General features: G+C 42.4%; 18 protein-coding genes and 1 pseudogene. 12 read left to right on the forward strand and 7 right to left on the reverse strand.

Translation table 11 applies throughout. The annotated features are described in order from the left end of the window. Positions 1–6 precede the first annotated feature (6 nt). Positions 7–2,160 (forward strand): glycoside hydrolase family 97 protein, encoded by a 2,154-nt coding sequence (locus tag BACINT_RS09085; RefSeq protein ID WP_007662437.1) that lies wholly within the window; start codon positions 7–9, stop codon positions 2,158–2,160. A 187-nt stretch (positions 2,161–2,347) separates the two neighbouring features. Here the strand turns inward: BACINT_RS09085 and BACINT_RS09090 are convergent, their stop codons facing one another. From BACINT_RS09090 to BACINT_RS09120, 6 genes are all read right to left on the reverse strand, one after another. Then, positions 2,348–2,725 (reverse strand): nuclear transport factor 2 family protein, encoded by a 378-nt coding sequence (locus BACINT_RS09090; RefSeq protein WP_007662438.1) that lies wholly within the window; start codon positions 2,723–2,725, stop codon positions 2,348–2,350. Positions 2,726–3,015: 290 nt separating this feature from the next. Continuing rightward, on the reverse strand, positions 3,016–3,726 hold the full coding sequence (locus BACINT_RS09095) for a DUF169 domain-containing protein (RefSeq protein ID WP_007662440.1): 711 nt from the start codon (positions 3,724–3,726) through the stop codon (positions 3,016–3,018). Positions 3,727–4,115: 389 nt separating this feature from the next. After that, the gene (locus BACINT_RS09100) at positions 4,116–5,780 is read right to left on the reverse strand and encodes a long-chain fatty acid--CoA ligase (RefSeq protein ID WP_007662446.1); all 1,665 of its coding nucleotides are present in this window, start codon (positions 5,778–5,780) and stop codon (positions 4,116–4,118) included. 586 nt (positions 5,781–6,366) lie between these two features. After that, positions 6,367–7,821 (reverse strand): potassium/proton antiporter, encoded by a 1,455-nt coding sequence (locus tag BACINT_RS09110; RefSeq protein WP_007662448.1) that lies wholly within the window; start codon positions 7,819–7,821, stop codon positions 6,367–6,369. A gap of 143 nt (positions 7,822–7,964) precedes the next feature. After that, positions 7,965–9,332 carry a sensor histidine kinase gene (locus BACINT_RS09115; RefSeq protein ID WP_007662450.1) on the reverse strand — a complete coding sequence of 456 codons (1,368 nt, stop codon included), beginning with the start codon at positions 9,330–9,332 and terminating at the stop codon, positions 7,965–7,967. Continuing rightward, positions 9,329–10,681 carry a sigma-54-dependent transcriptional regulator gene (locus BACINT_RS09120; protein WP_007662451.1) on the reverse strand — a complete coding sequence of 451 codons (1,353 nt, stop codon included), beginning with the start codon at positions 10,679–10,681 and terminating at the stop codon, positions 9,329–9,331. Before BACINT_RS09120 ends, BACINT_RS09115 begins: the two co-directional genes overlap by 4 nt. A gap of 246 nt (positions 10,682–10,927) precedes the next feature. On the opposite strand from BACINT_RS09120, the pseudogene BACINT_RS09125 reads away from it, so the two are divergent. After that, positions 10,928–11,125 (forward strand): annotated as a pseudogene (locus BACINT_RS09125) (UDP-2,3-diacylglucosamine diphosphatase); the annotation flags it as partial. Positions 11,126–11,165: 40 nt separating this feature from the next. After that, a complete protein-coding gene (locus BACINT_RS09130) occupies positions 11,166–12,281 on the forward strand; it encodes a glycosyltransferase family protein (RefSeq protein ID WP_007662453.1) in 1,116 nt (371 codons plus the stop codon). A 35-nt stretch (positions 12,282–12,316) separates the two neighbouring features. Here BACINT_RS09130 and BACINT_RS09135 read toward each other — a convergent pair whose 3' ends face one another. After that, positions 12,317–16,978, reverse strand: coding sequence for a translocation/assembly module TamB domain-containing protein (locus tag BACINT_RS09135; protein ID WP_007662454.1), 4,662 nt, complete (start codon positions 16,976–16,978; stop codon positions 12,317–12,319). A 32-nt stretch (positions 16,979–17,010) separates the two neighbouring features. On the opposite strand from BACINT_RS09135, the gene tsaD reads away from it, so the two are divergent. From tsaD to BACINT_RS09175, 9 genes are all read left to right on the forward strand, one after another. Beyond that, entirely contained in the window at positions 17,011–18,033 is a 1,023-nt protein-coding gene (gene tsaD, locus BACINT_RS09140) for a tRNA (adenosine(37)-N6)-threonylcarbamoyltransferase complex transferase subunit TsaD (RefSeq protein WP_007662455.1), read from the forward strand. A 175-nt stretch (positions 18,034–18,208) separates the two neighbouring features. Continuing rightward, entirely contained in the window at positions 18,209–18,676 is a 468-nt protein-coding gene (locus BACINT_RS09145) for a CinA family protein (protein ID WP_007662456.1), read from the forward strand. Positions 18,677–18,797: 121 nt separating this feature from the next. Continuing rightward, positions 18,798–19,058, forward strand: a complete 261-nt coding sequence (gene rpmB / locus BACINT_RS09150; RefSeq protein ID WP_007214256.1) for a 50S ribosomal protein L28 — start codon at positions 18,798–18,800, stop codon at positions 19,056–19,058. A gap of 22 nt (positions 19,059–19,080) precedes the next feature. Beyond that, on the forward strand, positions 19,081–19,269 hold the full coding sequence (rpmG, locus tag BACINT_RS09155) for a 50S ribosomal protein L33 (protein ID WP_002560155.1): 189 nt from the start codon (positions 19,081–19,083) through the stop codon (positions 19,267–19,269). A gap of 12 nt (positions 19,270–19,281) precedes the next feature. Then, positions 19,282–19,440: a DUF4295 domain-containing protein gene (locus BACINT_RS23645; RefSeq protein ID WP_007662457.1), complete on the forward strand. Its 159-nt coding sequence runs from the start codon at positions 19,282–19,284 to the stop codon at positions 19,438–19,440. Between the two features lie 139 nt (positions 19,441–19,579). Next, positions 19,580–20,539 carry a signal recognition particle-docking protein FtsY gene (gene ftsY, locus BACINT_RS09160; RefSeq protein ID WP_007662460.1) on the forward strand — a complete coding sequence of 320 codons (960 nt, stop codon included), beginning with the start codon at positions 19,580–19,582 and terminating at the stop codon, positions 20,537–20,539. Then, entirely contained in the window at positions 20,536–21,834 is a 1,299-nt protein-coding gene (gene rimO, locus BACINT_RS09165) for a 30S ribosomal protein S12 methylthiotransferase RimO (RefSeq protein ID WP_007662465.1), read from the forward strand. The genes ftsY and rimO overlap by 4 nt, the downstream gene beginning before the upstream one ends. Before the next feature lie 77 nt (positions 21,835–21,911). After that, on the forward strand, positions 21,912–22,184 hold the full coding sequence (locus tag BACINT_RS09170) for an HU family DNA-binding protein (RefSeq protein WP_022393897.1): 273 nt from the start codon (positions 21,912–21,914) through the stop codon (positions 22,182–22,184). A 33-nt stretch (positions 22,185–22,217) separates the two neighbouring features. Then, the gene (locus BACINT_RS09175; RefSeq protein ID WP_007662469.1) at positions 22,218–23,519 is read left to right on the forward strand and encodes an HU family DNA-binding protein; all 1,302 of its coding nucleotides are present in this window, start codon (positions 22,218–22,220) and stop codon (positions 23,517–23,519) included. Positions 23,520–23,559: the final 40 nt, after the last annotated feature.

Genomic DNA, 23,559 nt, shown 5'->3' on the forward strand with positions numbered 1-23,559 from the left:
ATAGTTATGAGAAAGTTAATGCTTAGTGCAATTTGTCTTCTTTTTGCCTTAGCGGGGAAAGCGGAAGGAGTGTCGTCTCCTTCGGGCCAGGTGAAGCTGGATTTCGAATTATCAAAGAATGGCACTCCAACCTATCAGGTGGAGTATAAAGGGAAATTCGTGATTAAGCCCAGCACCTTGGGACTGGAATTGAAGAATGCCAATAATCTGTTGGATGGTTTTGAAGTCCTGAAAGCTTCTACCTCTACCTTCGACGAAACCTGGCAACCGGTGTGGGGAGAGACGAAAGATATTCGTAATCACTACAACGAATTGCTGGTTGAATTGAAACAGCCCGCTACAGATCGTTATATGAACCTTCGTTTTCGTGTATATGATGATGGCGTAGGATTCCGTTATGAGTTTCCACAACAGAAGAACCTGGTTTACTTTGTGATAAAGGACGAACATACCCAGTTTGCTATGGCGGGCGATCATACCGCCTGGTGGATTCCCGGTGATTACGATACTCAGGAATATGATTATACGGAATCCAAACTTTCGGAAATTCGCGGTTTGATGCAGGGAGCCATTACTGATAATGCGTCACAAAACCAGTTTTCACCGACAGGTGTACAGACTTCCCTCCAGATGAAAACGGCTGACGGAATCTATCTGAATCTCCATGAAGCCGCTTTGGTGGATTATTCGTGTATGCACCTGAATCTGGATGATAGGAACCTTGTCTTTGAATCCTGGCTGACACCGGATGCACAGGGTGATAAAGGGTATATGCAGTCACCTTGTCACACTCCGTGGCGTACGGTGATAGTCAGTGATGATGCCCGTGAAATGCTGGCTTCCAATCTGATACTGAATCTGAATGATCCCTGCAAGTATGAGGATACTTCCTGGATTAAGCCTGTGAAGTATGTAGGCGTATGGTGGGAAATGATTGCGGCAGGCAAGCCGTGGGCTTATACATTTGATCTCCCTTCTGTAAAACTGGATGAAACGGATTATACGAAAGTGAAACCGAATGGTATTCATCCCGCCAATACGGAGAATGTAAAGAAGTACATTGATTTTGCTGCGGAGCATGGTTTCGACCAGGTATTGGTAGAAGGCTGGAATACCGGTTGGGAAGACTGGTTCGGCAACAGTAAGGATTATGTTTTCGACTTTCTCACTCCATATCCTGATTTTGACATCAAATATCTGAATGAGTATGCCCACTCCAAAGGTGTCAAACTGATGATGCATCATGAGACATCAGCTTCCGCACGCAACTACGAACGCCACATGGAGGCCGCCTATGACTTGATGAACCAATACGGTTACAATTCCGTGAAAAGCGGTTATGTGGGCAATATCATTCCGCGCGGTGAATATCATTATGGGCAGTGGATGAACAACCATTACCTGTATGCCGTGACCGAAGCTGCCAAGCATAAAATTATGGTGAATGCCCACGAGGCTGTACGGCCTACTGGTTTGTGCCGTACGTATCCGAACCTGATAGGAAATGAATCTGCCCGTGGCACGGAATATGAAGCTTTCGGAGGCAGCAAGCCTTTCCACACGACCATTCTTCCTTTCACCCGTCTGCAAGGTGGACCGATGGATTATACGCCGGGTGTCTTTGAAATGGATATGAATAAACTGAATCCGAATAGTCACGCTCATGTAAACTCTACATTGGCGCGTCAGTTGGCACTCTACGTCACGATGTACAGCCCTCTGCAAATGGCAGCCGATCTGCCTGAGAACTATGAATGCTTTATGGATGCTTTCCAGTTCATTAAAGATGTGGCTCTGGACTGGGATGACAGCCGATACCTGGAAGCAGAACCGGGACGCTATATCACGGCTGCCCGCAAGGCGAAAGGTACGAATGATTGGTTTATAGGTTGTACCAGCAGTGAGCAGGGACATGCTTCTACTCTGAAACTGGATTTTCTGGATGCTGATAAACAGTATATAGCTACTGTTTATGCGGACGCAAAGGATGCTGATTATAAAACGAATCCGCAGGCTTACGTAATCCGTAAAGGGATTGTTTCTCCTAAAACCGTACTGAAATTGAAAGCGGCTCCGGGTGGTGGTTACGCTATCAGCATTATGGAGGTGAAAGATAAGGCGGAATTGAAAGGATTGAAAAAACTGTCCGGTAATATCTGATAAATGATTAGAGGTGGTGCCAAAAGTAAATTTAGCTATCATTTTGTTCTGTCATGCTGAGCGTAGCCGAAGCATGACAAGAACAATAATCAGACTTTTGACACCACCTCTATTATTCTTATTTTAGATTTTCATTGGTTTGACACCATCGGTTGAGGAATAAAACTTTGTGTTTAGATATAAAAGATTACAAGTCAAATATTTCTCTATTTTCTTTTGTATCAGGATATATATGCCATGAACCAACCTTATTATCTATAATTTTTGCAACCCAGATGGCACAAATATTATTAAGTATCTCATCAGAACAAATCGAGTAGCCTTGCATAATCACGGTAGAACCTCTTGCTACAATATTTTCAAATATATTCCGGTATCCAGGATAAAAATTGAAAAACGGCTCCCATGCCTGAACTATATTGTTATCCTTTCCTTTAATTCGATTATTTGCAGTATCACAAAATACATGATCTTCTGTCATTAGATTTGCCAATCCTTTCAGATCGGCATTTGTAATGCATTCGTTGAATTGCAGAGCAATACTTTTTGGGGATATGGTTATCATTACGATTTTTTATTATTAGCTTCTTTCCTGAATCCCAATTGTTCAATAGGTAGGGATAGAGGCAGTATTTCTTGGCAAAGAAAAGCCTTTTACGAGGATATTCCAAACGTATGGAAAAAAAAAGGAGTACCGCTGTACTCCAACCTTTGTTAACCTTAAATCTAATACTATGAAAAACACAGTGCAAAGATACGGACATTCTGCGTATTTCCAAATGATTAGGCCAATATAAGTGTTTTTATAACACTAATTAAAAGATAGGCGTTGTTTCTTTACTTTTTTTCAAGGTTTTATTCATTGATACGCTCTTTTATCTTTCCCCAGGCGTGTGTATCGAACAGGCAACTTTCGCGCATGGTGTGATACATTTCTTTGAAGCGGGACATGGGAATAGTGAAACTCAACAGATTGGCTTCAAAGTGGGGACGCACGGACGGATCGAAGAAGCCGAGGAAACAGCGCCTACCATCTTTTTGGTTTTCGAGAACAGTGAGGGTTACAACGGAACTGCAACCGGAACCGAAAGGAGCAGCTACGGTATCGAATGCATTCGTATCATAAAAGGCCCATGTGGTAAGTCCTGACAGGATATCAGGCGTAGCAAGGAACAGCAAACCCTCTACATGATCGAAAGAAGCAAGTTTATCTATCCGGGCAAAATGCAGATAGGCTTTTTCTGTACGTGGTACCTGGATTTGTTTTATGAAATCTGTTACCATTTCAGGAGTCTTTTTGTACTTCTCTTTCAGGGATACGAAGTTAGGTACGTGTATAGGCATTTCCGTGAAACCGGTGTAGAATTTTCCGCCGCCACATCCTATGACGTCGCTGTTCAGGCTGATGGTTTTACCTTCCCTTACCTGTTGCAGGCCCTTGAAGAAGCAACCGCTGATTTTTTCTGTTTCGTTTTCCTGTTTGTCAGAGTACCAGAAGGCGATGGGAAGTTCAGCACGTTCACCAAATGCTTCCCGATAATTAGTCATAAAAGTATGTATATCCATGATAACAGAGTTTTGGTTTGGAAGTAAAGATAACAATTGATTGCCAGATTATTGAGGATTTTACTTATTTTTGCATAGAAAACTATAATTCCATATTGATTATGAAAACACGCATTTCTTGTTTCTTCCTATTTGTTTTTTCTTTGTGCAGATAGTGAAAGGAGAAGATGATACTTTGTGGCAACTTCCGCTTCTGATATAAATATTCCGGAAAGTACGAACATAAAAAAAGGAGTACCGCTGTACTCCAACCTTTGTTAACCTTAAATCTAATACTATGAAAAACACAATGCAAAGATACGTACTTTCGGGATAACTGCAAATTATCCAAATAAAAAAGTATGTTCTATAACATTAATTAAAAATATAGACTTAATCTTACATCTTTGTTAACCTTTAGCCTCCTGATACATAAACCGTTTAATAGATTTTTTTGCTGTCTTTTCAAACTCCTCAAAGTGTATCTTTACCTTTGATATCTGGCAATAAGCCGGTAATTGTTGGTTGAGTTCGTTACGGTTAGCTTCCATCATACGCTCTACATCCGTTTGTTGCAGTCCATTGGCAAATGCATCATCAAAGTCCGGATAAATCAGTGCTACCAGTTTTTCTTTTTGCAACACAATGAGTGACTCGGAAACGTAAGGCATATTATTCAGTTTGCTTTCAATCTCTTCCGGATAGATGTTTTGTCCGCTGGAAGTGAGCAACATATTCTTGCTGCGCCCGCGCACAGTTACATAACCTTCCGCATCCATTGTGCCTAAATCGCCTGTATGCAGCCAGCCATTTACGTCAATGATTTGTGAAGTTGCTTCCTGGTTTTTATAATATCCCAGCATCAGGTTGGTACCCCGACAAATGATTTCTCCTGCCACCTTTTCCGGATCAGACGAATCTATCTTCACTTCCATGCGTGTGGTTGCCTTACCGCATGATGCCAGCTTCAGGGTTTCCCAGCGGCTGGAACAGATGATCGGACCACATTCCGTCATACCATAAGCGATGGTGTAGGGGAAGCCTATCTGTTTGAGGAAACGCTCGACTTCTGCATTGAACGGGGCTCCACCGATGATAATTTCATCGAAGTTACCGCCGAATATCTCCATTGCTTCTTTGCGGGCAAGAGCTCTGATCTTGTCATTGATGATAGGAACATGGAGCAGTAACTTACCAATTTTATTATCTACACGGGGCAGGATATTCTTCTTGATAATCTTTTCTACAATCAGAGGCACGCATGAGATGACACGTGGCCTGATTTCAGCGAAAGACTGTGCGATAATTTTAGGAGTCGGCATGCGAGTGAGGAAGTAGATGTGTGCCCCGGCTGAAAAACCGTAAAGGAAATCGTAAGTCATTCCGAATACATGTCCCATAGGAAGCATAGAAACTATGTTATCGCCCGGTTTCACCGGAAGCATCTCATGGCAGTAATTCACGTTGGACCAAAGGCTGCGATAGGGGAGCATAACACCTTTGGAATATCCGGTAGTACCGGAAGTATAGTTAATGATGGCAAGTTCTTCCGGTTCATCCTTCCGATAGCAGATGTGTTCGGGACGGAAGTTTTTAGGATAGCGCTGTCCGTAGAGAGTATTGCGGTGCTCGAAAGCTTCCATCAATCGTTTGTCGCGACAGACTACAGGGGTGAATTCAGTCATCAGAATAACACCCAGCAATTGCGGCATGGCGTCTTCATTCAGGTTTTCCCACACCTGATCTCCCACAAAAAGCAGTCTGGCTTCAGAGTGATTGACGATATTGTGTATATTATCCGCTTTAAATTCATGAAGGATAGGCACAATAACAGCTCCATAAGTGATGGTTGCCAGGAAAGTAACTGCCCAGTGTGCACTGTTACGACCGCAGACGGCAATCTTATCACCCGGCTGGATACCGGCACTTTCCAGTACAATATGGAATTTTGCAATCTTGCGAGCCACGTCTTTATATTGGAGAGTAGCACCCTTATAGTCAGTCAAGGCGTTTAAGTTCCAGTTCCGAATGATGCTTTGTTCAATGTAATCAATGAAGTGTTGTTCCTGTTCCATCTGTTAAATTTGCACACTTTAATTAAAACTGCGCAAATATAGAGCTAAATGTGATGTCGTGCAAGTTTATATATTTATTCTTTGGAGGGAGGCGAAAGAAAAAGAAAAAATAACCAATTGTACTTTCTTTTGCCTTGATGCAAAAGAAAGATACCAAAGAAAAGATCGAGGCTGCACTTCCGGGGCTACTCCGAAAGTATTTTCAGCTAAAGGGCAGGAACTCGCTTCGCTCAAACAGCCTGCCCTTTTTAACGCCGAAAACACTTTCTACGCTTAACACCCCTACAGTGAGGCCGGGAAACCATGCGGCGTAAATGGGGGAAATATTACGTGGTTGTATTACATAGCATCTGTGATGCATAGTCCTATATCGCGCAGCGCTTTACCGCGCAGCCTTCGGGCATAGGCGTAGGTGCGTCAGGCGGAGATATTGTCAGGCGCAGGTAAGGGGCGATCTGTCTGAGCGTAGCGAGTTTGAGCCCCGTCTGCGCATGGCGGTATCGGAGTAGCACCGTAGACGTAGCCCGTGCCCTTTCTTTTTGGTATCTTTTTCTTTCGGGCAAACGAAAGAAAAAGTACACACATATTAATCACTACTCTTCTTATCCGAAATCAGCAACAACTTATCCCCCAAATGTAATTTCAGCGATCCGTTCGGTATCAGGAATTCCGTGCCTCGTTTCACAATCATTACGAGTGCTCCATTAGGCAGAGTGATATCCTTCAGGGTATCGCCTTCTTCCAGCATCTCCGTGGTAACGGTCATATCGCTGAGATCACTATCAATTTCTTCGGGCAATTCCACACCGAATTCATTACCGGTCTTTTCCAACGGGGTAGAAAGTTTCAGTAAGCGGGCAGCTAAGGAAACGGTAGTACCCTGGATAACGAGAGAAACAATAGTGATAAAGAATACGATATTGAAGATCACGTCGGCACCCGGTACTTGCGCTACTACCGGATAAGTTGCGAAGATGATAGGCACTGCTCCGCGCAAACCTACCCAAGAAACGAAGAGTCGCGAACGGTTTGTAATCTTCTTGCCGAAAGGCAGCAAGCAGAGGAAGACACTGAGCGGACGACCGATAACAATCATAAATACACCGATAAGCGTTGCCACCAAAGCGATATCGAGTAATTCGTGAGGATTTACCAACAAACCGAGGCAAAGGAACATGATGATTTGGAACAGCCAAGTCAATCCGTCCATGAAAGTATAAATCTCTTTGCGATGCATTATCTTGTTGTTGCCTACCATAATACCGGCAATGTAAACGGCAAGGTAGCCATTTCCTTTCAGAAGATCGGTAATGGAGAAAGTGAAAAATACAAATGCAAGTAGAAGAATGGGATAAAGAGCCTGATTATCAATATTAAGCTTATTCAGCATGAGGATGGCAAGTTTGCCGAGAAGGTATCCGGCAGCCGCACCTACTATGAACTGAATAACGAACGAACTGAAGATACCTCCAACACCCATTCCACCGGATTGTATGAACTGTATCAGCACGATGGTAAGCATGTAAGCCATCGGGTCATTGCTACCACTTTCAAGTTCCAGCATGGGGCGAAGGTTATGTTTCAGATTCATTTTCTGCGAACGTAAGATGGCAAATACAGAAGCGGAATCGGTAGATGACATGGTGGAGGCAAGCAGTAGGGATGTAGTGATAGGAAGATAAATATTTGACCAACTCATGCCGGCAATCCACCAGATGAAAAGTCCTGTAAAGATGGCAGTTAGCAGTACGCCGATTGTGGAGAGAACAATGCCCGGAACGAGAATCGGTTTAATTTCGTTGAATTTAGTATCCATGCCGCCGGAAAACAAAATAACGCTAAGAGCAACCATACCAATAAATTGTGCTTCTTTAGCGTTATGAAACTGTAGTCCGAAACCATCGCTACCGAAAATCATGCCGACGACAAGGAATAGTAACAGGGCAGGGACTCCGAATCGATAGCCGGTCTTGCCGACAATAATACTAATGAAAAGTAAGATAGAACCGATTAAAAGAATGTTTTCTGCTGTAAAAATCATAAATTAGGTATTATTTAAGTTGTTTATTCAAGGATTTAGTTATCGCAAGGCGAAGTTACGTCTATTTTTTAACAATTGCAAGGTGTAAAATGTTCAGATTGAATTTTACTTTCTTTTCATATAATCCTTCATTACAAATTTTCTTAATTGAATTTTAGTACAAACATGGTTTCCTTTCCGGGATGTAGGGAAAGACTACCACCTGACAGGCGCATAATCTGACGGGAAATGCTCAAACCTATGCCGCTGCCACCTTCTTTTGTGGTGAAGAAAGGTATGAAAATGTGTTCTGCTACTTCAGAAAGAATGGCAGGACCGTTATTGGATACTTCGATGAGTACGGCTTCATTTTCATTGCAATAAGCGTGTAAGGTGATAATGCCTTCCGGAATTTCTGCTGCTTCGATGGCCTGAATGGCATTTTTCAATAAGTTGATGAGTACCTGTGAGATAAGGTTCTCATCTGCATAAAGAATAAGATCATCTGGAGTGATGTGGGAGTGGAAAGTGATATGGGAATCAGGATATTGATGCCGTGCCAGTTCCACCATGCGGTTGATAAAACCTTTGACGTAGAACAAGGAAGGTTCCGGTTTGGGGATACGGGTGAAACGGCGGTAATTTTCTACAAAAGAGAGAAGTCCTTTGCCCGTGGTGCTGATGGTGTGCAGGCCATTGCGGATTTCGTCAGCAGTTTCTTTGTCGGAAGAAATGGATTCACTTTTCGCTTTTAATTCTTCGCTTCCTTGTATCAGTGTCAGCAATGTATCGCTCAGTGAAGTGATGGGAGTGACGGAATTCATAATTTCATGTGTCAGTACACGGATCAGGCGTATCCAGGAGTCGATTTCCTTTTCGTCCAGTTCGTTATTGATATCATTTAGGGCAAGGATACGGAAATGCTCCTGACGGATGGTTATGTCGGAGACGCGGATGGAGAGATTGACCGTACCGCGTTCGTTGGATAGGCGGGTTTGTAACTTATCTCCTGGACGGCAATGGGTGAAAAGTCCCATAAGGTTTGCATCGATACGGCTTAGTTGGCTAACATGGGTGAAGACTTCCAACCCTAACAGGCGGAGGGCTTCATTATTTTTCTGGTAAACAGCACCTGCATCGTTCAGTACCAGGATACCGGTATTGATGCAGTCGAGAATGGGTTCGTAATATTTTTCCTGTTGTGCCGTTTCGCTCTTTACATTATATAATATAGAAGCAACGTGATTCAGGGCCTGGTTTACAATACGGTTGTCCGGAATGTCTTCGTGTTCGGAGAAATGGATGGATGCATCGTTGTTTTCAATGGCATCGAGCAGAAACAGGACCTCCTGTGTATGCCGGCGATACAGTTTCCATTGCCAGCGCAGACTCGTCAGCAGCAGCAAGGAAGAGATGACTATCCATAAAAGGTCTTTATAAATAATGGATACCGTGACAGCTCCTGCCAACAGGAGAGAGATGATGATGCGGAAAAGGTAGCGGTCGGTGATGTATCGGTAGTAATGTTTCATAATCCGAACTTTTTCATTTTGTTATAGAGAGTCTGCCGGGTGATACCGAGTTGCGCGGCAACAGCGGATAGATTGCCGTTACAGGTATCCAGAGCTTTTTGTATCATTTTCCGTTCCATTTCTTCAAGGGTGGCTGCTTCTGTACCGGTATCGCTTCCGGTGCGTGAGGTTTCGGGACGCTTAGGCAACTGGAACAGTTCTGCCGGCAGTTCGTTGCCGTCGCAAATAATGACTGCTTTCTCTATGGCATGCTCCAGTTCACGGATATTTCCATACCAGGGATGTGTTTTCAATTTGGTACAGGCAGCATCGGAAAGCCGTAATAATGCTTTGTCATATTGCTTGCAGAAGCGTGTTGTAAAGCGTTTGGCAAGAGGAAGAATGTCTTCCGGCCGTTCGCGCAAAGGCGGAATTTCAAGATGGATAGTATTGATGCGGTAAAGCAAGTCTTCACGGAATTCATTGCGTTGTACCATCTCGTTCAGGTTACGGTTGGTAGCACAAATCAGACGGATGTCGACAGCGATAGGCTGGTTGCTGCCTACACGGACAATACTGCGGCGTTGCAATACGGTCAGTAGTTTGGCTTGCAGGTGATAGGGTAAATTGCCGATTTCATCGAGAAACAGTGTGCTATGGTCTGCTGTTTCGAACTTACCGGGACGGTCAGCGTATGCATCTGTGAAAGAGCCTTTTGTATGCCCGAAAAGCTCGCTTTCAAAGAGGCTTTCGGTGATGGCTCCCATGTCCACGGCAACCATTTCCTTCGTACGGCGGGAAGAAAGTGCATGAATTTCACGTGCCAGCATCTCTTTTCCCGTACCGTTTTCTCCGGTGATAAGTATATTTGCATTGGTTATGGCGACTTTTTCCACCAGCGAGCGCAGTTGCTGCATAATGGGACTTTCTCCCCAATACATGGCAGGGGTTACGGGCGAGGCACTTTTTCCGTTATTCTTATTATGAATGGCTTGGGCTGCATTCAGTAAGGTTTCCACCAGCTTTTGATTATCCCATGGCTTGACAATAAAGTCCGTAGCTCCTTCTTTAATGCCACGCACGGCAAGATCGATATCTCCATAAGCAGTGAAAAGAACCACAGGCAAGGAGGGACGAAGGCGTTTGATCTCCTGCAACCAGAATAATCCTTCGTTTCCGGTATTGATGCCTGATGTAAAGTTCATGTCAAGTAACACTACCGATGGAGTTTCTTCACGCAACACAGAGGTAAGTGTGACAGGTGAAGTGAGCGTGATGATCTTTTCGAAATGGGGTTTCAACAGCAGTTGCACAGCGGTGAGCACACTGCGGTTATCATCGACAATGAGGATATTTCCGGGCTTTTTCATACGAGAGTTTCTTTTGAGGGAGTAAAGATAATGCAAATCGAAGGTATAACTTTCATGCTTGCATGAAAAAGTTATGCTGAGATGCAGCTTATTTTCTGTAAAGATAAGGAAGTTCAGCGAAAAAAATGAAAGATACTTGTCATATTTTCTACATACCGGCGTAATACGAATAACCGACCTTTGCCTGCAACTAAAAATACAGACACTATGAGATTACGTGCTTTTTATTCTACCATTCTATTATTTTATAATGTGTATCGTGCCCGGCATGGACAACCTTATTATTCTTTGCTACAAGCGATTAAACAAAAAGTAAAATCCGCTGTTTCTTATATTTCCGATTTTGAGGAGGAATTGGTGAAGTTTGCCCGCGCACGTAAATGCGACGTACGGTACGAGGATATGATGATGAACGAAAAACCTGAAGAGCGCCTCTGTAGTTAAAATCGTGAATTGTAAATTACTAAATTATAAAAATATAAAGATGAAAGTTCTTTTTATTGTTCAAGGAGAAGGCCGCGGTCATCTGACGCAAGCCATCACGCTGGAAGAAATTCTACGACGCAACGGGCACGAGGTAGTAGAAGTACTGGTGGGGAAGAGCAATACCCGTCGCCTGCCGGGTTTCTTCAATCGCAGCATACAGGCACCTGTGAAACGCTTTCTCAGTCCGAACTTTTTGCCTACGCCTGCCAATAAGCGGGTCAGCATGTCTCGCAGTATCGCATATAATCTGATGCAGGTTCCTGCTTATCTGCGTAGCATCTGTTATATTCACCGGCGTATCCATGAAACTGATGCGGACCTCGTAATCAACTTTTATGAGTTACTGACGGGTTTGACTTATCTTTTTTTCCGCCCTTCTGTACCGCAGATCAGTGTCGGCCATCAATATCTTTTCCTGCATCATGACTTTGAGTTTCCCCAAAAGAATCCTATGAGCCTGCTGATGCTCCGTTTTTTTACACGACTCACGTGTATCGGAGCCAAAGAGAAGCTGGCTCTCTCATTCCGTCCGATGGAAACGGACGAAGAAGCGCATATACGCGTGGTACCGCCTTTACTGCGGCGCGAAGTGCTTTGTTGTGAAGCTGCTTCTGGAGAGTATGTGCACGGTTATATGGTTAATGCCGGATTTGGAGAAAGTATCTCCCAGTGGCATGAGCAGCATCCTGAAGTACCTTTGCACTTCTTCTGGGACAAACCGGATGAGCTGGAAGTGTGCCGGATGGATGAAACATTGTCATTTCATCAGTTGGATGACGAAAAATTCCTTCGCTATATGTCGGGTTGCCGGGTATATGCCACTACGGCAGGCTTTGAATCCGTTTGTGAGGCTATGTATCTGGGTAAGCCTTTGTTAATGGTACCGGCGCACATCGAACAGGATTGTAACGCTTATGATGCGGCACGAGGCGGAGCAGGTATTATTTCCGATAATTTTGAGGTAGACCGTTTGTTGGAGTTCGCTAGGAGTGAGTATCAACCCGAAGAGAATTTCCGTAGCTGGGTGCTCAGTTGTGAGTGGCGGTTGCTGAACTGTATAGAAACAGCGGAAGGAATAGGCTTTGTAAATGATTATAAATTGATATATGAATAAGAAAATAGCCTGTATGAAAATAAAGAAGGGGAAAATTAACTTCCCCCTCTCTTTTCTTTTGCTTTTGCTGCCTCTTGGGTAGCGGTGGTTTCTGTTTCTTCTGTTTGCTCTTCGGTGTCCTTTTCCGCTTCTTTTTGTTCCATTTCCCGTCTCAGTCTTTTCAACCTCCACTTATTCCAGAACATAAGCTCTTTCCATCGGTTGAAGTCCTTCTTGAAAATGATACCGATACCTTGCGTTGTCAGATTGGTCCTTGTGTAATAGCGGTCGTTCGTCTCATTATACGCTTTCAGGCGAATATCTCCGCTACGGTTCACAAGCCATTCTGCTTCAAAGTCTCCTACAAAGTTCGTATTTGCCATCGGATTGTCGCGGTATCCGAAGTTACCATTGATAAGCAGACGATTGTTCAGTAATTGCCCCGATAGCATTCCTTCGAATTCCATATCCGTCCAGCCTTTTTCTCCGGTGCTGAGGTTGGTACCTATATTCCAGTTGTTACTATTAATAATGTTGGAAAGTGCATTGTTTAGTTGTCCCGAAAGGGTGGATGAAAGCACAGAAGTCATCATATTCGAGTTTTGTGTGGCATCTACATTTTCGGGTGTATAAAATTTGCCGATACCTAACAGATAGAGGATCTGCATATTCATTTGTTCGTCCGTAGGGATATAGTTGCGTATAAGTGCTTGTACTTCATCTCGTTCATTAGGCACTTCCAGTCCCAACTTAATGTCAGGAGAAGTGAGTTGACCTGTCAGATTCATGGTACAGTTTACCCGGATATTCGTAGGGATTCCATAGCTGCTTGCATTGGGTACCAGGTCATTCAATGATGCGGAATTCACCATATAGTTTGCCTGGATATCCATGGTGGCATCCAACGGAGGACCGTTAAAACTGATAGTACTTCCGTCTTTTATTGTAAAATCCTTGCGTATCACTTCCTGCAAACTGAATTTATAAACTCCCTGACTGATGCGGTAACTACCAAACATTTTTACATCATCTGCTTTGTTGTAAAACTCTGTGCGGATATTTCCGGACCCTCGTCCACTGATGTAGTCGCCTGCAATGGGATCCATAACAATCTTCATGGTTGCATTCGGGGTAGCTTCTACAAGCAGATTAAGGCGGATATCGGTATGACTTTCTTCTTCCTGTTGTATCTCTTGTTGAGCCAGCTCATAATCAGAGGTCAAATTGATGGAGTCCAGCACAGCACGACGAGGTGTTTTATCTACATACTTGATGAATTGGGTATTGGCAGCAGAAGATACATTATCCTTTATATAAACAAAATTGGTATTTCGGTCGGTAGTCATAGCTACATCTATATTTACGCCATCCCGTGCGTTACCGGCAATCAGAGCATTACCTGTTCCATATACCGTACCATAGAAAGGTAAATCAAGCGATTCTTTTGTATTCATCACCAGCATATTATTTACGTCAAACTGAAAACGATATTCCAGATTCTTGAAGTGTTCATAGTGCAGGTAACCGTTTACGTGTCCTTGGTTGCCCTGAGGGTCGAAAATGCGGTTATTATGAAAAGTCAGCCCGTTCGGCTCTATGAGAATACTGTCTTTTATGAAGAAAGTGGTGTTCAATACATCTACCTTCATGGAAGCATCGCCAAGTACGCGCCCTTCCATGGTAAGCCTTTTAAATTTACCATAGAAGTGTACGTTGCCACTGGCTCGTCCGTTAAATTCCGGTGTAATACTACTCATGTAGTGTTCAATAAACTTGAGATTGGTGCTGTCCGCTTCAATCTGTAAGTTGAGTGCACTTGTAGGTTTTATGGGGTAGATATATCCATATACATGACTTTTGGCTATGTCTTTCTCACGAATATGTGCATCGAGATAAATTCCTTTTACTTCGTGATGCCATTCTCCATGAATATTGGCATCGCCCAACAATCCGTCGTTCAACCCAAGACTTCGGATAAATAGGTCGGTATACATAACGGGGGTCTTTAATACTCCACTGGCATAGGCAGGACCGGTAGCTTCACCCTTAAAGTTAACTCCAAGGTCAGCTATGTCGAATACATATCCTATATTAATGTCTTTCAAGTCCAGACGTATCGTGTCATTGGGTTCTTCCGAAATAACCCCATTGATGCGCAAGTGTCGGTCTTTGTGGCTGAAATAGAAATCATTAATATGTATTTTCCCGGAATCAATGACTACTTGTGAGGGGTGTATTTCCCATAGAGTATCATTCAGAATGATATCCGTCTTTTGCACATCTACGATTGTTTTCAATGCCGAAACAGCCCTACGGGAACGTTTATTATCCAGCTCCTCAGTTTGTGCACGGAGAAAATGTGCAGTAGCAGCCAGTTTACCACTATAGGTGACGGAACTACTGTTACCCCAGTTTAGGGAAGTCTGAATAAGGTCGTCTTTGGCCTGAGCTTCCAATGCAATGTTTATTGCACCTGTCGGCTTGCGGTTATTGAAGCGCAAGCGGGCATGAATTTTGTCACCCGGATTTTCGCATAGTAACATCCCGGACTCAATGAATTTATCTCCGTAACGCAACCGTGGGAAATATCCCTCTACCCGTAGACGTTGCGCTTTGTCATTAAAATAACCTTTGAGGGTAGAGTGTGTATAGATTTTAATGGGAACATTGAATACAGTGGATAATAAATCCGTATTGAAGATGTTTACATCAAAATGGAAATTATTCTCGCTTTCTATGGGTTTCTTGTCCGGTAATATCAGAGCGGGAATGTATTTCCGCATGATATTCATTACACTGGCAGGCAGGGTACGATAGGAATAATCTCCCTCGATACTTGCATTCAGGAAATTAGATGTTACTGTCAGCTGTTTATGAGAACTATCTCTCTGGCTGGCAGCGATTTTCAGGTTATCCAGAAAATACTCCTTATCGGGTGCAGTGAATTGCAGACTGTCGATATTGATTTCTCCATTCATTTCATCAATGGAGCCACCCGTGAAGTCGGCTGTTAATTGAACAGAAAGTTCCGTATCCTCATATTTGGGGGTCAGGTGGAGTTCGTGCGGACGCACATTGCGAATGCTGGCGTGAAAGTTGAAAGTCGGTATACGGCTGACGGTATTGATATTACCGTTCAGCAGAATAGACCCATTCTCGTCATCCAATGCAACTTTTCCATTGAAACCGCCTTGTTTGTATTTTCCGTCCAGTGTGATATTCTCATAGTTATAATCACTATAGTCGATGGAAGCGATTAATCCTTTCATCACAATGGAAGGATATTGATTATCATAGTGGCTACCTTCAACGTCAAGATTGAAAGTTACTTTTCCCAGCTTTTCGTTATCCAGCATATTGCCCAATTCGAGTTCTTCAGTCTTCACGGCACCCGAATATGCAAAATAACCTTTTTCCTTATCTGAGCTTATTTTCAAGTCCGTCTTGATGGAGCCAATATCTGTGTGTACCAAACCATAAGTTACGATGTCCGTGAAATAGCCTGATACTTCTCCATGAAATGAAATGGTGCCAAAACGTTGCAATATAGGAGGAACACCCTCGTAATTCTTACTCAAGTTGCGTACAAAAAAGGCAACCCCTTCCGGATCGGCATATAGATTGGACAGGTTACCAAATACAAATGCATCCTGAGGACGGGATAGATCCTGAAAAGATACATCTCCTCTCAAACGGAAATGTGGTCCTCCTGTAATTGACAGGTGGGGACAGTTCAGCTGGTTAATGGTACCGTTTGTTTCTACAGCTATTTGCAGCTTTTCTTTGAAAGGAGAAAATGCGGGAACAAATGCTGCCAAATCACGAAGTACGATATCTGAAGGCAGCATACGGAACGAGAAGTGAACATCATTAGCAAAATTGCCAAAGGCCCCCAGACTGTCATATTCCATACGTATGGTGTCCATGGCAAGTGAAGTATTGGGCAGGTCGATTGCAAAATTCTCGATATTCATCTTCTGATCATTTGCAACAACCTTTAAGCTCAGCCTTTTTAACTCAAATCCGGAATTTCCTTCTTCTATACTTAAACGTTTGATTGCAGCATTTATAGAATCATTTTGAAGTGCTTTTAAGGAGATATTGGCAATAATGTTACGCAGTTGTATGTGCTGTGCATTGAACTTTCCTTGTGTTTCTTCTGCCGACAGCACATTGTAGGACAACTTGCCACGCCGTATCAATAAAGAATTGATGCGGATATCCAGATTACTTTCTTTTTTGATGGTATCTTTAGAGGCAAATGCATCAAGTACAAACTGGAAATTGGGTATATCTTCCGGTGTTTTTTTTTCCAGATTGATGTTAAAACCAAATAACTGAACGTTACTGATGGAAACTTTTCCCTTGAATAGGGGTAATATATCGAATTTAGCTGAAAGACGGGATATTTTCAGCATTTCTTTATCGGACTGGTCATTCAATAATAAGTCATCGATTATGATGCGGTTTAGCAGTCCCATATTTATCCGCCCGATGGTCAGTTGCGTACCCAGAACGTTAGCCAATTCGTTTGCAACCAGCACGGATATTTGTCGCTGAACGTAAGGAATGTTCAACAACAATATAGTCCCGATATACAAACTAAGTATAATACCGAGCACCCAGCGAACTGTCTTTTTTAACTTTCTGATAGGCGGTTTGTTTGAATTAGCCAACAAAAATATGAAATAATACGTTATCAATCCTACTTTTATCACTACTTTTGCAGCGTTTAAACGTAAATAACGATATGAGTACAATAATTTTAGGAATAGAAAGCTCTTGCGATGACACCTCTGCTGCCGTCATCAAAGATGGGTATCTGCTATCAAACGTCGTTTCCAGTCAGGCGGTGCATGAAGCCTATGGTGGTGTAGTTCCCGAATTAGCTTCACGTGCACATCAGCAAAACATAGTTCCGGTGGTGCATGAAGCATTGAAACGCGCCGGAGTGACTAAGGAAGAATTGAGTGCAGTGGCGTTTACCAGAGGACCGGGATTGATGGGCTCTTTGTTGGTAGGTGTGTCATTTGCCAAAGGTTTTGCTCGTTCTTTAGGTATTCCTATGATTGATGTTAATCATCTGACAGGTCATGTGTTAGCTCATTTCATTAAAGCAGAAGGTGAAGAAAATGCTCAACCTGAATTTCCTTTCCTTTGCTTGCTTGTATCGGGAGGAAATTCACAAATTATTCTGGTAAAGGCATATAATGATATGGAGATTTTAGGGCAGACGATTGATGATGCTGCTGGAGAAGCCATTGACAAGTGTTCGAAGGTAATGGGTCTGGGTTATCCCGGTGGTCCGATTATTGATAAGTTGGCCCGTCAGGGAAATCCGAAGGCATTTACTTTTAGCAAACCCCATATCCCCGGATTAGATTATAGTTTCAGCGGTTTAAAAACCTCATTCCTGTATTCTTTGCGTGACTGGATGAAGGAAGATCCCGATTTCATCGAGCATCACAAGGTAGATTTGGCGGCTTCGCTTGAAGCTACCGTGGTGGATATCCTGATGGATAAGCTCCGTAAGGCTGCTAAAGAATATAAGATAAAGCAAGTAGCCGTGGCCGGTGGTGTTTCTGCTAATAATGGCCTGCGCAATGCCTTTCGTGAACATGCCGAAAAGTATGGGTGGAATATATTTATTCCAAAGTTCAGCTATACGACGGATAATGCCGCTATGATTGCGATTACAGGTTATTTCAAATATCAGGATAAAGATTTCTGTTCGATAGATGCACCGGCTTACTCACGCGTAACGTTGCAGTAAAAGGAATTTCAGGACACTTTCTAGTCTGCACCATACCTGGTCCGTGTCTGGTCCATACCAACTCCATACCAAGTCCAAGTGTATAGATACGGAGCAAATACGGAGTTGATATGGATTTGGTGATGTGGAGAGGAAAAATAGAACAAAATATAGAAATAATATATATATAAGGTATATGAAGCTGGAAGAAAGGATTGGGGAGTTATTAAAATCGAAGAATTTGTCCCTTTCCACCGCAGAAAGTTGTACGGGAGGTAGTATTGCAGCTCTGGTGACTTCTGTTCCGGGGAGTTCGGAATACTTTAACGGAGGGATTGTGGCATATTCTAATGAGGTAAAGATGTCTCTGCTTCATGTCTCTGCTGAAACTTTGGAGAAATATGGAGCTGTCAGTCGGGAGACTGTTATCGAGATGGTGAAAGGTGCGATGAAAGCGTTGAAAACAGATTGCGCTGTCGCTACATCAGGAATTGCAGGTCCCGGAGGGGGGACAGCGGAAAAGCCCGTCGGAACGGTATGGATTGCTGCTGCCTATAAAAATGAAATTGTAACTTTCAGACAAGAGGGAGATGATGGAAGGGGTGGAAATGTGCAAAAAGCCATTCAAAATGCTCTAATGATGCTCTGTGAGTGCTTAAAATGAAGAAAAAATGCTATCAGACAATGAATTATTTTATGAAAAACTTGTTTGGTATCGATAAAAGTACTTACTTTGCGCTCTGTTTGAAATAAGTATAGATAAAAACTATAAAAATAAGATAGAAATGTCGAAAATTTGTCAAATTACCGGAAAGAAAGCCATGATTGGCAACAATGTTTCACACTCAAAGAGAAGAACTAAGAGAACCTTTGATTTGAACTTGTTTAACAAGAAGTTCTACTATGTAGAGCAAGATTGCTGGATCAGCCTTAGCATTTGTGCTAACGGTCTGCGTATTATTAATAAGAAAGGACTGGACGCTGCTTTGAACGACGCAGTAGCAAAAGGTTATTGTGATTGGAAAAGCATTAAAGTAATTGGCTAAAAAGTAGAGGAGAATACTGATTATGGCAAAGAAAGCAAAAGGTAACAGAGTACAGGTGATTCTGGAATGCACAGAACACAAAGATAGCGGTATGCCGGGAACTTCTCGTTATATCACTACTAAGAACAGAAAGAATACAACTGAAAGATTGGAATTGAAGAAATACAATCCGATCCTGAAGAGAGTAACAGTACATAAAGAAATTAAATAATAAGTATAACCCATGGCAAAGAAAACTGTAGCAAGTTTGCACGAAGGTTCTAAAGAAGGTCGTGCTTATACAAAGGTTATCAAGATGGTTAAGTCTCCGAAGACTGGTGCTTACATTTTTGATGAACAAATGGTATTGAACGAAAAAGTACAAGACTTTTTCAAGAAATAAGATAGTCCGTCGAAAGACGTTTAATTATAAAATCCTCTTATCGTATTCCGGTAAGGGGATTTTTTTTGTACTTTATCCCCGTACTTTCATTACTTTGTTATATCTTTGTGGCATAATGTATTGTACAAAAAAATAGGATATGGGATTTTTTAGTTTTTTCTCAAAGGAAAAGAAGGAAACTTTAGATAAAGGATTATCTAAGACGAAAGAAAGTGTATTCGGAAAGATTGCCCGTGCTGTGGCAGGAAAGTCGAAAGTAGATGATGAAGTGCTTGATAATCTGGAAGAAGTGCTGATAACTTCGGATGTAGGTGTAGAAACGACGTTAAATATTATTCAACGTATAGAAAAGCGTGCTGCATCTGAAAAATATATGAATGCGCAGGAGCTGAATACTATCTTGCGTGATGAAATCGCTGCTTTGCTAACGGAAAATAATTCGGACGATGTAGATGATTTTGAAGCACCGATTGCGAAGAAACCTTACGTAATTATGGTAGTAGGGGTGAATGGCGTTGGCAAAACAACTACTATTGGTAAGTTGGCTTACCAATTCAAGAAAGCGGGCAAAAGCGTTTATCTGGGAGCAGCGGATACTTTTCGTGCAGCAGCTGTGGAACAGTTGGATATCTGGGGTGGACGGGTAGGAGTACCTGTCGTAAAACAAAAGATGGGAGCTGATCCGGCTTCTGTGGCCTACGATACATTAAGCTCTGCTGTTGCTAACAATGCTGATGTGGTAATTATTGATACTGCCGGTCGCCTTCACAATAAGGTCGGCTTGATGAATGAGTTGACTAAGATTAAAAATGTAATGAAGAAAGTGGTTCCTGATGCTCCTAATGAAGTTCTATTGGTACTGGATGGTTCTACCGGGCAGAATGCATTTGAGCAGGCTAAGCAATTTACGTTAGCTACGGAAGTAACCGCAATGGCTATCACTAAGCTGGATGGTACGGCGAAAGGTGGAGTTGTTATCGGCATTTCTGATCAGTTTAAGATACCTGTTAAGTATATTGGCTTGGGTGAAGGTATGGAAGATTTGCAGGTGTTCCGTAAGAAAGAATTTGTTGACTCGTTGTTTGGGGAGAATGCATGAAACGGAAAACAATTGATATCATAACTTTAGGGTGTTCTAAGAATTTGGTGGATTCGGAGCATTTGATGCGCCAGTTGGAAGAAGCCGGATATCACGTGACTCATGATACGGAAAAGCCTAAAGGAGAGATTGCTGTTATCAATACTTGTGGTTTTATCGGTGATGCTAAAGAGGAATCCATTAACATGATCCTGGAATTTGCACAGGCAAAGGAAGAAGGAAATCTGGAAAAGTTATATGTAATGGGTTGTCTTTCTGAACGCTATCTGAAAGAATTAGCGATTGAAATTCCGCAGGTTGATAAGTTTTATGGTAAATTTAACTGGGCGGAGTTATTGCTGGATCTAGGTAAAGCCTATCACGAAGAACTTCATATAGAGCGTACTCTCACTACTCCTAAACACTATGCATACCTGAAAATATCGGAGGGATGCGACCGGAAATGTTCGTATTGTGCTATTCCGATTATTACAGGGCGGCATGTATCGCGACCGGTAGAGGAAATTTTGGATGAAGTTCGTTATTTGGTGAATAAGGGAGTAAAAGAGTTTCAGATAATAGCTCAGGAGTTGACTTACTATGGTGTGGATTTGTATAAGAAGCAAATGCTTCCTGAACTTATAGAACGTATATCTGAAATTCCCGGGGTAGAATGGATTCGTTTGCATTATGCTTATCCTGCACATTTTCCTACAGATTTGTTCCGGGTGATGCGTGAGCGTCCTAATGTGTGTAAGTATATGGATATAGCTCTTCAGCACATTAGCAATTCAATGCTGGAGAAAATGCGCCGCCATGTAACTCAGGAAGAAACTTATCAACTGATAGAACAATTCCGCAAAGAAGTACCTGGTATTCATTTGCGTACTACTTTAATGGTAGGGCATCCCGGAGAAACGGAGTCGGATTTTGAAGAGTTGAAAGAGTTTGTTCGTAAGGTGCGTTTCGATAGAATGGGGGCTTTTGCATATTCAGAGGAAGAAGGTACTTACGCAGCTGCACATTATGAGGATGAAATACCTCAGGAAGTAAAGCAGGCACGTTTGGATGAATTAATGTCCATTCAACAAGGTATTTCTGCCGAATTGAGCGCTGCAAAAGTGGGGCAATCCATGAAAGTTATTATTGATCGTCTGGAAGGGGATTATTATATCGGCCGTACTGAATTTGACTCTCCTGAAGTGGATCCGGAAGTCTTGATAGAGCGTGGTGAACAAACGTTGCTTATTGGTAACTTTTACCAGGTAGAGATAATAAGTTCCGATGATTTCGACCTTTTTGGACAGGTTATTTAAATAATTTTCCCTAAGAATTTGTGTATATGCGGAAGTTTTGCTAATATAGCACCGAACTTTATAAAAATAGCTGGATTTTGAATAATAAGGAATTTACTTCAGAACTGTCACGAAGATTGGGATATACCATAAAGGATACATCCGAACTAATTGCATCTTTGCTGTCGGACATGACACAACAGCTGCAAGAAGGGAATATTGTTTCTGTACAAAGTTTCGGTACTTTTGAGGTAAAGAAGAAAGCAGAGCGTATTACCATCAATCCAACGACAAAGTTGCGTATGCTGGTTCCGCCTAAGTTGGTGTTGACCTATAGGCCCAGTACGACTCTGAAAGATAAGTTTAAATAATGCCGTCTTCTACTCAAGTAACCCTTCGTAAATATGAATGAAAAGCTGAACATACAGAATTTAATAGAATTGCTTGCCGAAAAGCATGGCATGGATAAAACGGATGCTGAGAGCTTCGTGAAAGAATTTTTCCAGTTGATTGAAGAATCGTTGGAGAGCGATAAGTATGTGAAGATTAAAGGCTTGGGTACATTTAAGCTGATTGACGTGGATAGTCGTGAAAGCGTAAATATAAATACGGGCGAACGTTTTGAAATACAAGGACATACAAAGGTTTCATTTACTCCGGAGCCAACTTTAAAAGATTTGATAAACAAACCTTTTTCGCATTTTGAAACTGTGGTATTGAATGATGAAACAGTGTTAGAAGATACACCGGTGGAGGATAATTCTGAGGAAGAGGAAAAAGATGAAAATTTTGTAGAGCCTGAAAGTTCTACAGTTGTTGTAGAATCACAGGTTGTTGTTCAGGAGACGGCTAAAGGAAATATAGAAGAGTCGATAGAAGAGGCTGTTGAGATTACAGAGGAATCCATAGAAAGTATAGAGGAAGTGGCTGAAGTAATTGAAGAGAAAACTGAAATTGCTGAAGAAAAATTGATGGAGACAGCTGAAGAAGAAGTGATTCAGACTGTTGAGGAAACCGTAGAGGATATAAAAGAAGAACCAGTTTCGGAAGAAACGCCTTCTGTTTATCAGGCTGAATCGGCTCTTCCGTCCGAGGAAGAAGATTTAGTGCCTACTTATGAGGTTCCTGAGCCTCCATCACCTCCTGTGAATAAAGCAGGCAGTTCCACCATGAAGTTTTTTATCGGAATTGTAGTGCTTGTAGTATTATTGTGTGTAGGTGCTGTTACTTTTATGTATTATCCGGATTTACTGGATAGGATGTCTACGCCATCAACAGAGAAAGTTGCTGATGAAAAGGTGGAGAAGCCGGCCGTTCCGGTCGCTCTGACGGATAGTATTGTTCGAAAAGATACCACAACTGTGGTTGCGAAGAAAGATACTGTGGCAGAAGTTGTTACTCCTAAAGTTGTTGAAGAGCCGAAACCGGTTGCAAAACAGGGGACTCCTGCTACTGCTCCTAAAAAAGAGACAAAGAAAGCTGCTGCAACTCCTTTTGAGCCAGACTCTGTAAATTATAAGATTGTAGGAACGAAAGCTACTCATACTATCCAGGAAGGAGAAACTCTGACAAAGGTTGCACTTCGCTTTTACGGGACTAAGGCCCTGTGGCCCTATATTGTGAAGTATAATTCGGGTGTTATAAAGAATCCCGATCATGTGCCGTATGGTACTGTAATCAAGATACCGGAGCTTGAAAAGAAATAAAAGAAAATATTGCACCCCTGCAAGTTGATAATACTTCACT

The organism is Bacteroides intestinalis DSM 17393 (assembly GCF_000172175.1).
GTDB classification, from domain to species: Bacteria; Bacteroidota; Bacteroidia; order Bacteroidales; family Bacteroidaceae; genus Bacteroides; species Bacteroides intestinalis.

Excerpts from the sequence above, each read along its gene's own strand:
- BACINT_RS09095 (WP_007662440.1), bottom strand. The coding sequence starts at position 3,726 with ATGGATATACATACTTTTATGACTAATTATCGGGAAGCATTTGGTGAA.
- BACINT_RS09145 (WP_007662456.1), top strand. The coding sequence starts at position 18,209 with ATGAAGCTGGAAGAAAGGATTGGGGAGTTATTAAAATCGAAGAATTTG.
- BACINT_RS09130 (WP_007662453.1), top strand. The coding sequence starts at position 11,166 with ATGAAAGTTCTTTTTATTGTTCAAGGAGAAGGCCGCGGTCATCTGACG.
- BACINT_RS09085 (WP_007662437.1), top strand. The coding sequence starts at position 7 with ATGAGAAAGTTAATGCTTAGTGCAATTTGTCTTCTTTTTGCCTTAGCG.
- BACINT_RS09115 (WP_007662450.1), bottom strand. The coding sequence starts at position 9,332 with ATGAAACATTACTACCGATACATCACCGACCGCTACCTTTTCCGCATC.
- BACINT_RS23645 (WP_007662457.1), top strand. The coding sequence starts at position 19,282 with ATGGCAAAGAAAACTGTAGCAAGTTTGCACGAAGGTTCTAAAGAAGGT.
- BACINT_RS09175 (WP_007662469.1), top strand. The coding sequence starts at position 22,218 with ATGAATGAAAAGCTGAACATACAGAATTTAATAGAATTGCTTGCCGAA.
- ftsY (WP_007662460.1), top strand. The coding sequence starts at position 19,580 with ATGGGATTTTTTAGTTTTTTCTCAAAGGAAAAGAAGGAAACTTTAGAT.
- rimO (WP_007662465.1), top strand. The coding sequence starts at position 20,536 with ATGAAACGGAAAACAATTGATATCATAACTTTAGGGTGTTCTAAGAAT.
- tsaD (WP_007662455.1), top strand. The coding sequence starts at position 17,011 with ATGAGTACAATAATTTTAGGAATAGAAAGCTCTTGCGATGACACCTCT.
- BACINT_RS09100 (WP_007662446.1), bottom strand. The coding sequence starts at position 5,780 with ATGGAACAGGAACAACACTTCATTGATTACATTGAACAAAGCATCATT.
- rpmB (WP_007214256.1), top strand. The coding sequence starts at position 18,798 with ATGTCGAAAATTTGTCAAATTACCGGAAAGAAAGCCATGATTGGCAAC.
- BACINT_RS09090 (WP_007662438.1), bottom strand. The coding sequence starts at position 2,725 with ATGATAACCATATCCCCAAAAAGTATTGCTCTGCAATTCAACGAATGC.
- rpmG (WP_002560155.1), top strand. The coding sequence starts at position 19,081 with ATGGCAAAGAAAGCAAAAGGTAACAGAGTACAGGTGATTCTGGAATGC.
- BACINT_RS09110 (WP_007662448.1), bottom strand. The coding sequence starts at position 7,821 with ATGATTTTTACAGCAGAAAACATTCTTTTAATCGGTTCTATCTTACTT.
- BACINT_RS09120 (WP_007662451.1), bottom strand. The coding sequence starts at position 10,681 with ATGAAAAAGCCCGGAAATATCCTCATTGTCGATGATAACCGCAGTGTG.